Annotated in this window: 9 protein-coding genes; 8 read left to right on the forward strand and 1 reads right to left on the reverse strand. The window is 47.6% G+C overall.

The window, feature by feature from the left end; all coding sequences use genetic code 11:
• Positions 1-375: 375 nt before the first annotated feature.
• The 3 genes from secA (at position 376) to ACQW03_RS13995 (ending at position 5,448) form a co-directional block, all read left to right on the forward strand.
• Positions 376-2,826: a preprotein translocase subunit SecA gene (gene secA, locus ACQW03_RS13985; RefSeq protein ID WP_441950222.1), complete on the forward strand. Its 2,451-nt coding sequence runs from the start codon at positions 376-378 to the stop codon at positions 2,824-2,826.
• A gap of 513 nt (positions 2,827-3,339) precedes the next feature.
• Positions 3,340-4,453, forward strand: a protein-coding gene (gene prfB, locus ACQW03_RS13990) for a peptide chain release factor 2 (RefSeq protein WP_103744773.1) whose coding sequence is annotated in 2 segments (ribosomal slippage) — positions 3,340-3,411 and positions 3,413-4,453 — 1,113 coding nt in all. Because the reading frame shifts where the segments join, the coding sequence is not laid out codon by codon here.
• Between the two features lie 95 nt (positions 4,454-4,548).
• A complete protein-coding gene (locus ACQW03_RS13995) occupies positions 4,549-5,448 on the forward strand; it encodes a YitT family protein (protein ID WP_441952399.1) in 900 nt (299 codons plus the stop codon).
• 100 nt (positions 5,449-5,548) lie between these two features.
• Here the strand turns inward: ACQW03_RS13995 and ACQW03_RS14000 are convergent, their stop codons facing one another.
• Positions 5,549-6,469 carry an SMP-30/gluconolactonase/LRE family protein gene (locus tag ACQW03_RS14000; protein WP_441950224.1) on the reverse strand — a complete coding sequence of 307 codons (921 nt, stop codon included), beginning with the start codon at positions 6,467-6,469 and terminating at the stop codon, positions 5,549-5,551.
• A 429-nt stretch (positions 6,470-6,898) separates the two neighbouring features.
• Here ACQW03_RS14000 and argC point away from each other — a divergent pair, with 429 nt between their 5' ends.
• The 5 genes from argC to argF all read left to right on the forward strand — a co-directional run bounded on the left by argC (position 6,899) and on the right by argF (position 12,557).
• Positions 6,899-7,948 carry an N-acetyl-gamma-glutamyl-phosphate reductase gene (gene argC, locus ACQW03_RS14005; RefSeq protein WP_069290524.1) on the forward strand — a complete coding sequence of 350 codons (1,050 nt, stop codon included), beginning with the start codon at positions 6,899-6,901 and terminating at the stop codon, positions 7,946-7,948.
• Between the two features lie 103 nt (positions 7,949-8,051).
• Entirely contained in the window at positions 8,052-9,278 is a 1,227-nt protein-coding gene (gene argJ, locus ACQW03_RS14010) for a bifunctional glutamate N-acetyltransferase/amino-acid acetyltransferase ArgJ (protein WP_220030308.1), read from the forward strand.
• Between the two features lie 118 nt (positions 9,279-9,396).
• Positions 9,397-10,236, forward strand: a complete 840-nt coding sequence (argB, locus tag ACQW03_RS14015; protein ID WP_441950227.1) for an acetylglutamate kinase — start codon at positions 9,397-9,399, stop codon at positions 10,234-10,236.
• Between the two features lie 53 nt (positions 10,237-10,289).
• Entirely contained in the window at positions 10,290-11,552 is a 1,263-nt protein-coding gene (locus ACQW03_RS14020; RefSeq protein WP_071643269.1) for an acetylornithine transaminase, read from the forward strand.
• A gap of 48 nt (positions 11,553-11,600) precedes the next feature.
• A complete protein-coding gene (gene argF / locus ACQW03_RS14025; RefSeq protein ID WP_220030306.1) occupies positions 11,601-12,557 on the forward strand; it encodes an ornithine carbamoyltransferase in 957 nt (318 codons plus the stop codon).
• The last annotated feature ends 17 nt before the right edge of the window (positions 12,558-12,574 follow it).

A 12,574-nucleotide genomic window follows, 5' to 3' on the forward strand; every position in this document is an offset into this window, starting at 1 on the left:
GAACGATTTTGATTGAAGCATGCTTCATGGATATTAGGAAAATGAAAACAACACGAGCCTTATCCTTGCGAACCTGGCGGGATAGGGCTCTTTTATATGTTTTTTTTGTAAATGTAAGGAAATTTAAACTTGGATAAGTATAACCAAGTTGTGTATTTCGTGCGTCAATTGTTTTGGTATCTTTAACCGGATGCAAATCTGGAGGCTGCTTGTGTTGCGGCATGTCCTACAAACTGTTACAATTTATGCAAAGAACATCGCACGATGGGCTGGTACAGCCGGGCCTGTCAAACATATCGGGAATCAATTTCATCATGGACCCTTTCTTATTGTGAAATTGATTCTATTAATTGTTTTGCGCGAAAGGGGTAAACCATGCTAGGAATTGTTAAGAAAATCTTCGGAGATACCAATGAACGTGACGTCAAGCGTTTAATGAAGACGGTTGAACTGATCAATAAGATAGAGCCGGATTTCGAAAAGCTCTCGGATGAGGAGTTGCAAGCGAAGACGGCAGAATTTAAAGCTCGGGTCGAACAAGGGACTACGGCTGAAGAAATTTTGCCGGAAGCTTTTGCAACGGTTCGCGAAGCGTCCAAGCGGGTGCTGGGTAAACGTCATTATGACGTACAGATGCTCGGCGGTATTGCGCTGCATGAAGGTAAAATTGCCGAGATGAAAACCGGTGAAGGTAAAACACTGGTAGGAACACTGCCGGTTTATTTGAATGCTCTGTTGGGCAAAGGCGTGCACGTGGTTACGGTCAATGACTATTTGGCGCAACGTGACAGCGGAGAAATGGGACAGATTTATAACTTCCTGGGAATGTCCGTAGGGCTGAATTTGGCCAATATGGATCATGGCGCCAAGCAGGCAGCCTATGCTTGTGACATCACGTACGGTACAAACAACGAGTTCGGGTTCGATTATTTGCGCGATAATATGGTGCTTTACAAAGAGCAGATGGTACAACGTCCGTTGTACTTCTGTATCATTGATGAAGTGGATTCCATTCTCGTCGATGAAGCTCGTACACCATTGATTATTTCAGGACAAGCTCAGAAATCGACAGAGCTGTATTTTGCGGCTGATCGTTTTGTGAAGAGCCTGAGTGTTGAAGAAGATTACACGCTGGATATTAAGGTGAAGTCGGTTGCTTTGACCGAAAACGGCGTATCCAAAGCTGAAAATTTCTTTGGTCTCGAAAACTTGTACGATCAGGAAAGTGTTACAATCAATCACCACATTGTACAGGCATTGAAGGCTAACGCTATTATGCGTTTGGATGTGGACTATGTCGTAGCTGATGGTGAGGTCCTGATTGTCGATGAGTTTACAGGTCGTCTGATGGCTGGACGTCGTTATAGTGATGGTCTGCATCAAGCCATTGAAGCGAAGGAAAACATCATTGTACAAAATGAAAGCATGACGCTGGCGACGATTACATTCCAAAACTATTTCCGTATGTACCGCAAATTGGCGGGTATGACGGGTACGGCTAAAACAGAAGAAGAAGAATTCAAGAAAATATATGGTCTGGAAGTACTTCAAATTCCAACGAATCGGCCTAACCAGCGTGTAGATATGCCTGACGTAGTGTATAAGAGCGTGAAAGGAAAATTCCATGCAGTGGTGGATGAAATCCTGGAGCGCAACAAAAAGAACCAGCCGATATTAGTAGGTACGGTTTCTATTGAAAACTCGGAGCTTCTTTCTGAAATGTTGAAACGCAAAGGCGTTCGTCACAAAGTGCTTAACGCCAAGTATCATGCTGAGGAAGCTGAGATTATTTCCCGTGCAGGTGAGGCTGGCGCAGTAACCATCGCTACCAACATGGCTGGACGTGGTACTGACATCGTACTGGGCGAAGGCGTATCAGAACTCGGTGGTTTGCATATCATCGGTACAGAACGTCATGAATCCCGTCGTATTGATAATCAGCTTCGCGGACGTGCAGGACGTCAGGGTGATCCGGGCTCCACACAGTTTTACTTATCGTTGGGCGATGAGTTAATGAAGCGTTTTGGTGCGGACAACGTACTGAATATGATGGAGCGTTTGGGCTTCGAGGAAGACCAACCTATTGAGAGCCGTATGATTACACGTGCTATCGAATCAGCTCAAAAACGCGTCGAAGGCAACAACTTTGATCAGCGTAAAGTCGTTCTCCAGTATGATGATGTAATGAACCAGCAGCGTGCTATTATTTACAAACAACGCCGTGAGGTGCTGGAATCAGAGAACATCAAGGAAATTGTGTTCGACATGATCAAGCCTGTCATTGAGCGCGTAGTGGAAGCTCATTGCGGCGATGACATTCCTGAAAACTGGGAACTTGAAGAAGTAGCAGAGTATGTGAACAACAACCTGCTTGAGGAAAATACACTTACGCGTGACGACATGTGGGGCAAGGAAACAGAGGAGATCGTGGATATGATCTTCGAAAAAGTTACCAACAGATACCACAGCCGTGAAGAAATGATTGGCGAAGATATGGTACGCGAGTTCGAGAAGGTTATCGTATTGCGTGCAGTCGATAGCAAATGGATGGACCATATTGATGCTATGGATCAATTGCGTCAAGGTATTCACTTGCGTGCTTACGGCGGTACCGATCCGTTGCGCGAATATCAATTTGAAGGCTTCGAAATGTTCCATGCTATGATTGCTAGCATCCAAGAGGAAGTAGCGACATACATCATGAAAGCACAAATTGAATCCAATCAAGAGCGTCAGGCTGTCATCGACGAAGACAAAATCTCGACGAGTGGTGAACCTGCGGCTCCTAAAAAGAAATCCGCTCCTTCGCGTCCGCGTAGAAAATAACGGATTGAAATTAAGGGAGAGATCTTGAGATACACTATTCCCTGCAGTGCATATAATGGCAGGCGGCAGTTCACCACTGACCGTCGGCCATTTTGTGCCATACAGGGGTGAGACTGATGTTTTCAACTTATAGGTCTCTGTTGGAGGATCGGTTTGAATATTTTTTTCTTGAGAAGATTGTCCCTATTTCTATAATTATGACAAGCAAGCAGGTATCTGCTTGTTTGTCAGTTAATTCAGCAGTTAATCTGACTCACATAACCAGAGCCAGTTATTTAAAAGCAGTTTAACTTTACGGCGGTCGGCAGCGAAGCGGAGGATTTGGATCTGGAGAAGCGTCAGCGTACGCCTTTGCAGTGAGATGCCCACCTTTGAATGTGTTAATCCAATCAAGGGCATCTCGCTGCAACAGCGATCGTAAGATCGAATCATTCGCGCAGCGTCTCTTCACCCAGTCCGTAACTCACAACGCTTTTACTCCCCCTAACCCTATATTAAAAGGAGAATGTCATCATGATAGATCCAAATGTAAAACATGATTTAAGAGAAATAGGCAAGAAACTAACAAACCTTAGGGGGTCTCTTTGACTTAGATCTCAAACAGGAAATGATCTCAAACTTTGAGGAAAAGATGGCTGCGCCTGATTTTTGGGATGATAACGATAAAGCTCAAGCCGTGATCGCGGAAATGAATGCGGTTAAGTCTTCTGTAGACAGCTATGAACAGCTCCGTCAGGAATATGAGGATGCGGGGATGATGGCTGAGCTAGCTGATGAGGAAGGCGACGAAACACTGGCTGGAGAAATTGAAAACAGTATCAGATCCTTGCTGAGCAAGCTTCAAGAGTTTGAACTCCAATTGCTTTTGAATCAGCCATATGACAAGCTTAATGCCATTTTGGAGCTGCATCCGGGGGCAGGTGGAACCGAGTCGCAGGACTGGGGTCAAATGCTGCTACGGATGTATACACGCTGGGCAGAAAAACGCGGTTTTAAGGTAGAAACGCTGGATTACCTTGCGGGTGATGAAGCAGGGATTAAGAGCGTAACCCTATTGATTAAAGGTTATAATGCCTACGGCTACCTGAAAGCGGAAAAAGGCGTACATCGGCTTGTTCGTATCTCACCATTTGATTCCTCCGGCCGTCGGCACACATCGTTCGTATCCTGTGATGTGGTGCCGGAAATTGCCGATGATGTGGACGTTGAGATCCGCACAGAGGATCTTAAAATTGATACGTACCGGGCCAGCGGGGCAGGTGGTCAGCATATTAATACGACCGACTCAGCCGTCCGAATTACGCATCTTCCTTCCGGCATTGTTGTAACTTGTCAAAATGAGCGCTCCCAGATCAAGAACCGTGAGCAGGCAATGACGATGCTCCGTTCCAAGCTCTACGAGCGTAAGATCGAAGAGCAGCGTCAGCAATTGGACGAAATCCGCGGAGAACAGTCCGATATTGCATGGGGCAGTCAAATTCGCTCCTACGTGTTCCATCCATACAGCATGGTTAAGGATCATCGTACTAGCGTGGAAACTGGCAACGTAGGAGCTGTCATGGATGGCGATCTCGATCCGTTCATCGATGGTTACCTGCGCAGCCAAATTAAGCTGGACGCAGAATAATAGCCTGTACGTTTTCCTACAGTCTGCAGACCATGTGCCTGCGGACTGTAGGAATTTTTGTGTAATGGTATTTTAACTAAAGGAGAACACGAATGATGTCTCAATTGAATCCCCCCGCTACCCGCCGAAGACGCCGCAAGCCTCTGATTGCCGCCAGCGGACCCGCACGCAACGTGACCGACATTTTGCTGATTATAATCGGCTCTTTCATTACAGCGCTGACCTTTAACATGTTCTTGCTTCCAAACCGGATTGCATCCGGGGGGGTATCGGGCTTGTCTATCTTGGGTGAGGACCTGTTTGGCCTGGAACCAGCCTATACGCAGTGGGGAATGAATATTCCGTTATTTATAGCAGGAGTACTGCTGTTAGGGAAAAAATACGGGTTGCGTTCCCTGCTGGGAAGTATTATGCTGCCGCTATTCGTTTATGTGACGAAGGACTGGGCAGTTCCGACAACAAATCCGTTGCTGGCTTCGCTATATGGTGGAATCGGAGTAGGGTTGGGTTTGGGCACCGTATTTCGGGGCAGGGGCTCGACGGGTGGACTGGCTATTTTGGCGCAGATTATTCAAAAGTATACGGGTTTTAGTCTTTCTCTCTGTGTCATGTTGATGGATGGAACGGTGATTACACTGGCTGGTTTTACCCTCTCGCCGGAACGTGCGCTGTATGCGTTGATTGGCTTGTTTGTAACTGGCAAAGTCATTGATGCTGTGGAAATGGGACTGAGTTACTCCAAAGTAGCTTACATCATATCCAATCAGAAAGAAACGATCACGCAGGCTATTTTGCAGGATTTGGACCGAGGATTGACAGAGCTGGCAGGACGGGGCGGTTACACGAACGAAGAACGTCCTGTACTTATGGTTGTAGTCGGACAAAACGAGGTAACTCGCCTCAAGACGCTCGTCCGCTTGGTAGACCCTGAAGCTTTTGTGATTATTAGTAATACTCGTGAGGTATTGGGTGAAGGGTTTAAGAAGGAAAGCTAAAACAAAGTGGCATGTCTGGAGACTTGCTCTTAACTGAATTAATGTAGGAGAGCAGGAGAGCCCACTAATGTAGTAGGCTCCTCTCTTCAGAATAGCTTTACTAGATTCTTTTTACTAATCGTTCAAGCCAATTTGCCGGTTGTCCTTGATTGAAATACGAGGTTGGCGTTCCTTTTACCCCTGTTTTGACCATAAATAGACCGCCTGCTAATGGTTGATCGGCACTATCATTATCTTGAGCAGTCGTAATATATAACTCATCCAGATGTTCACCGCCAAAAGCACACGAAGTCACACAATTGACGGGGAGTGACACCTCAGCAATTACTTCTCCATGAGTAGGATGGATACGGGAGACACGTTTACCACCCCATCGCGCGACCCACAACATGCCCTCTGCATCGATTGTCATGCCATCTGGATACCCTTCACTTTCATCCAATCTAGCCACCAGTTGCTTATTCCTAATCGTGCCTTGTGCCACATCGTAATCGAAGGAGACGACCTCCAATGTTGGAGTATCAATGTAATACATTGTACGATGATCTGCGCTCCAGGCTAATCCATTAGATATGGAAGCTTTATCAACCAGTAAGGAGACATTGCCTTTTGTGCTCAGACTATACAATGCTCCTTGCGCGTGTTCGCCATTTAGGCTCATTGTTCCTGCTAAAAAACGTCCTGTAGGATCGCATTTTCCATCATTAAAACGATTACCTAGTTTACCTTCCTCAGGATCATGGATCAATACTTTGGCCCCTGTCTCAATATCCAAACAATATAGACCGCTAATCAGCGCTACGATCACTTTATTTTTGAGATAAGGTACAACTGCACCAATATGTTCACCAACCTCTATTGTACGATCTGTGCACGTAGAAGGATCATAGATATGCAATTGAAAACCTTCAATATCGACCCAAAATAAACGTTGAAACTGCTGATCCCAGCTGGGACCTTCGCCTAACTTTGCTTTTGCATCTATAACGATATTCGCTGTATATGTTTCGATGTGTAGCACCCCTAACGTTTAAGTTTATTTTTCGACCCCAATTATCCGCTCCACCGGTGCTCCACCGGCTCCTCTGCGCAGATTCACTAGATGCAGCCCATGTGATTTTCTCTTGTGTGTACTGCTATGTGTACTCCATTCATGTTCAACAAGTTCATAAAGTGCAGCAAACGGCCAATCGAGATGAATACCAATATATGAGATAATTTAAAGGGAATATCCCCCCTTTTCTTTATGCAAAACGGCAGATTGTATTCAAGAGACTCTCTGTCTATTTTTTATTTCCTTTATTATAGCTCGTACAGCTTGTCCGTCAAAAGAATAGACAAGAGCGCATATTTTAAATTTGGAGGAATAACATGACATGAGGTGTTGTATTTATATGAACAGAGTCGTATAATAATACATATTTCATAGGAACGGAATGGAGGAAGGTCTGTGAGCAGCAAGTTAAAAGTGGCAATTGTCGGTTCCACCGGGTATGGCGGGGTGGAGCTGATTCGTTTTTTGGTTCATCATCCGCAAGTAGAGATTGTATCTGTTATTTCTTCATCCAGCGCGGGTGTCCCAATCAGTGACGGGTTTCCACATCTGACGGACATTGTGGTGCAGGATTTGGACGGTGTCGAAGTCCACGAAATTGCTGCCAAGGCCGATCTGGTTTTCACTGCTACGCCATCGGGCGTTAGTACCAAGTTAGTACCGCAGCTTCTTGATGCCGGACTGAAAGTCATTGACCTTTCCGGGGACTTCAGGCTTCGAAGCGGGGAAACGTATGAAGCATGGTATAAAAAGCCTGCGGCTTCACCCGAGTATCTCAAGCAAGCGGTATACGGACTCAGCGAGGTGTATGCAGAAAAGCTGGCGGGCGTTTCTTTTATATCAAATCCAGGCTGTTATCCGACCGCAACATTGCTGGGCATTATTCCTGCGCTGAAAGCGGATTGGATTGACCATCGGTCGCTGATTGTGGATGCCAAATCCGGTGTATCCGGCTCGGGTAGGGGAACAAGCCTCGTTTCGCATTATGCGGAAATGAACGAGAATTTTAAGGCTTATAAGGTAAATAAGCACCAGCATATCCCTGAGATCGAACAGGTACTGGGTGATATTGCGGGCGAGGATGTTACGATTACGTTTACGACACAACTTGTTCCCATGACCCGAGGAATTATGAGTACAATTTATGTCACGCTAAAGGGTGACCATACAGATCAGGATCTTATCGGGTTATACCGGGATTATTATAAAGGGCATCCTTTTGTCCGGGTACGTGGCGAAGGTATATGGCCGGCAACGAAGGAAGTATTGGGTTCGAATTACTGCGACATCGGTTTTGCAGCAGATGCCCGGACCGGGCGTCTTACGATTATTTCTGTCATTGATAATGTTGTGAAGGGTGCCGCTGGACAGGCGATTCAGAATTTAAATTTGATGATGGGATGGGAGGAGAACCTCGGGCTGGGCTTCATACCGGTATATCCGTAAGTAGCAAGTAACCGCAACAAGATGCAGGAAACGTCAGCGAGCGGAATTTCGAATACAGGCAGCTGTCATTCATTGAATATGTTGCGAACGAGGGCACATAATTATGGGCAAAGTAGTGTTTACAGTAGTAAACGGGGGCAACATCGTAACTCCGCGTGGCTTTACAGCCGGGGGATTACACTGCGGACTAAAAAATACGAACCGCAACGATATGGGCGCGATTCGTTGCGAGGTAGAGGCGACAGCTGCTGGGGTGTACACCACCAATGCGTTTCAGGCTGCACCACTGAAGGTGACCCGCGAGAGCTTGACAGATGGTCGATTGCAGGCAGTAGTGGTGAACAGCGGGAACGCCAATGCCTGCACGGGACAACAAGGAGAGCAGGATGCCTACGCTATGCGTTCGGCTGCGGCTCGTGAACTGGGTGTTGCTGAGAGCAATGTAGCCGTCGCCTCGACGGGCGTGATCGGCGAGCATTTGAAAATGGATCGTGTGCTTGGCGGAATATCCTCCTTACCTGACCGTATGAACGGGGCAAACGATGGAGCGGAGCAATTTACCCAAGCCATTCTGACAACGGATTTGGTCAAAAAGGAAGCGTGTGTGGCGGTTGAGGTGGACGGTGTGACCGTACACATCGCCGGGGCGGCCAAGGGCTCGGGCATGATACATCCGAATATGGCAACGATGCTCGCTTTTATGACCTGTGATGCAGTGATCGGACAGACGGCGCTTCATCAACTATTAAAGCAGGCAACGGATACCAGCTTTAATATGATTACGGTGGATGGGGATACGAGCACGAACGATATGCTAATCGCCATGGCGAGCGGACTGGCTGGCAACCGTGAACTGCACGTAGGGCATCCCGATTGGGACGCTTTTGCCGAGGCGTTCACCTATATCTGCCGAGAGCTGGCGAAGGCAATTGCTCGCGATGGAGAGGGTGCTACGAAGCTGGTAGAGGTGTCTGTAAGCGGAGCGGTAAGCGATGCGTCCGCTCAAGCGATAGCCAAGACAGTGGTGGGGTCCAGTCTGGTCAAGTCGGCCGTTTTCGGAGCAGATGCGAATTGGGGACGGATTATTGCGGCCGTAGGGCGTGCTGGAGAGCCAGTTAATCCAGATACGGTAGATATTCGCTTGGGTGATATTGTTGTGCTAAGCCAATCGAGTCCGGTCGCTTTTGACGAAGAAGAGGCGCTAGCCTATTTGCGGGGAGATACGGTGCAAATTATTGTTGATTTGCATCACGGGAACGGAACCGCTACAGCATGGGGCTGTGACCTAACCTATGATTATGTGCGGATTAACGCAGCTTATCGGACATAGATACCAGAATAAAATACGGATTGAATTAGGATAGTAGTTGATAGAAGCAACGAGCGGATGTAAGCCCAGCATCATTTAAAAATGGCACGGATATGCAGATAAGAAAAGGAGAGATGATATGCAATCGGCAGTGGAACACGCGGATCAAGCGAATCATGCGGGAGTGGCACGTCGTAATTTTGTGATGAAATGCGGAGGAAGTACGCTGGCTGCGTTACCTGATTCCTTTTTTGAAGATTTGGCGCGTTTGCAGTCGGAAGGTCTTCAACCTGTCGTTGTACATGGCGGTGGCCCTGCGATCTCCGACAACTTGGCGAAGCTGGGGATCGAAACAGAGTTCATTCATGGATTACGCAAAACGACTGAACCCGTGCTAGATGTCGTGGAAATGGTACTGGCTGGCAGCATTAACAAGCAGATTGTACGTAGAATAGGGATGCATGGGGGCCGAGCGTTGGGGTTGTCAGGCAGTGATGGCTATTTAATCGAAGCCAAGCCTGTGTCGAATGCCGCAGAGGTCGGTTGGGTCGGAGAGGTAACATCCGTTCAAGCCTCGATTATTACAGGTGTACTGGATATGGACTATATGCCTGTTATTGCACCTATCGGGATTGATCGATCGGGTCAGCGTTACAATATTAATGCGGATACAGCGGCGGGTGCGGTAGCCTCTCATCTGGGGGTCAGTCGGATGATCGTCGTTACAGATGTACCAGGCATATTGAAGAAGTATGGCGGAGAAAAGAGAGTGCTGGATTCTATCACCGTACAGGAGATTGAGGATATGATCAGCACAGGTGAAATATACGGTGGTATGATCCCGAAAGTGAGAGCGGCTATTGCCTGTATCCACGGCAAAGTGAAGGAAGTCGTCATTGTGAACGGTAGCGAACCGCAGGTACTAAGCCGTGTGCTGGGCGGAGAATCGATTGGAACACGCATCGTGCGTATGCAGTAATTACAATATATAGCTCGACCTATATAACCAAACGATAAAGGAGCGTGAACATAATGAGTAAGGAACCGAATACGCTGGTGAGCGAGGAAATGCCAAGTACGGATGGAAGCGGAGTGCAAACGGATAAGGTGTCGGCAAAAGCGCAGACAGAAAGCTCCCTTTTTCCAACCTACGCAAGATACCCGCTTACACTGGTAAAAGGACAAGGAAGCTGGCTGTGGGATGATCAGGGCAAGCGTTATCTGGATTTCATGTCGGGCATTGCCGTTACCAATCTCGGCCATGCGCCTCAAGCAGTAGCTGAGCGATTGAAAAAACAGATCGATGAATTGTGGCATGTATCCAATCTGTTTCATATTCCGGGGCAAGAACGAGCCGCTGCCTTGCTGACAGCCAATAGCAGCGCGGATGCTGTGTTTTTCTGCAACAGCGGGGCCGAAGCGAACGAAGCTGCAATTAAGCTGGCGCGTCGTTACCACCAGAAGGTAAAGCAGACTGGTCGCTACGAAATCATTACGTTCACGCAATCCTTTCACGGACGGACGCTGGCAACCTTGACCGCTACGGGTCAGGATAAAGTTAAAGAGGGCTTTTTACCGCTTCCCGCCGGGTTCAAAAGTGTTCCGCTTCATGATCAGACGGCGCTTGAAGCAGCCATCAGTGAGCATACGGCGGCAATTATGCTGGAAATGGTGCAGGCCGAAGGCGGCATGTATCCGGTAGACCCTGCTTTCGTAGATGTGATCACAAAGCTGTGCCGCGAGCATGGTTTGCTGCTGATCATTGACGAGGTACAAACAGGTATGGGACGGACGGGCAAGCTGTTTTCCTTTGAGCATTATGGTATAGAGCCGGATATCTTTACATTGGCGAAAGGACTGGGCAGTGGTTTCTCTGTGGGTGCGATGCTAGGCAAAGGGTATTTGCGTGAAGCGTTCACAGCGGGCAGTCATGGATCTACCTTTGGGGGTACGCCACTTGCTATGGCAGCGGTTCAAGCTACTATTGAAACGATTATTGATGACAAGCTACCAGAACGTGCAGCTGAGATGGGAGATTACCTTTTCCATAGTCTGCAAAAGCAGCTTGGAGATAGTCCTTTTGTAAAGGATATCCGTGGAAAAGGTCTGATGGTCGGTATTGAGTGTGCCGAACCGGTAGCGGAGCTTGTTTTGGCAGGACAGAAGAAGGGCATTCTGTTCATTACAGCAGGACCGAACGTGATTCGTCTGTTGCCTAACTTGTATGTAACGAAAGACGAAATAGATCAAGCTGTAACCTTGATTGCTGAGTTGATTCGGGAGCATGTGGCCTAGTATAAAGGTCAAATCATCCTAGACTAGAGTGTAAAAGGAGACGATAGCATGAGCCAGGGCGGCGCACTGCAGCAGATGAATTTGAAGGGGCGGGACTTCCTGGAGCTGGATAATTACTCTCCAGAGGAAATCCATTATTTAATTGATCTCGCCATTGAAATTAAGCGTAAGCACAAAAACGGGGAAACCTATCAGCCGCTAAAAGGGAAAACGCTTGGACTGATTTTCGAAAAATCCTCTACACGTACACGGGTATCTTTCGAAGTCGGTATGTATCAATTGGGTGGGCATGCTCTTTTCCTCAGCAAAAATGACATTCAACTGGGACGCGGCGAACCGATTAGCGATATGGCTCAAGTCATGTCACGTTATCTGGATGGCATTATGATTCGTACCTTTGGGCACGATAATGTTGTAGAGTTGGCACGTTATGCGTCCGTTCCTGTGATCAATGGATTGAGTGATTTAGCTCATCCGTGCCAAGTGCTAGCTGATTATCAAACCTTGTATGAGCAAAAGGGTAAGCTAAAAGGGCTCAAATTGGCTTACATCGGAGACGGTAACAATATGGCTCATTCTCTCTTGATTGGGGGAGCGAAGCTTGGAGTGCATGTGTCCATCGCAAGTCCAGCTGGATACGAGCCTGACCCGAGTGTGGTCGCAGCTTCCCGTGAAATTGCCAAACAGACAGGTAGTGAGATCGTTATAACCCAAAGTCCGCAGGAAGCAGTACAAGATGCGGATGCGATCTACACAGATGTGTGGGCGAGCATGGGGTTTGAGGAAGAGCAGAAGGAGCGGGAGCTTGCTTTTGCCGACTTCCAGGTGAATGAGGAGCTGGTCAAGCTGGCGAAGCCGGATTATTTATTCCTACACTGTCTCCCTGCGCATCGTGGGGAAGAAGTGAGCGCAGGCGTAATCGATGGTCCGAATTCGGTCATTTTTGATGAAGCGGAGAATCGTCTGCATGCGCAAAAAGCGCTGTTAGTTGCTTTAATGGCATAAGATTGATAGGTATTGAT

The organism is Paenibacillus sp. DRB1-1, from assembly GCF_052119485.1.
Taxonomy (GTDB): Bacteria; Bacillota; Bacilli; order Paenibacillales; family Paenibacillaceae; genus Paenibacillus; species Paenibacillus polymyxa_B.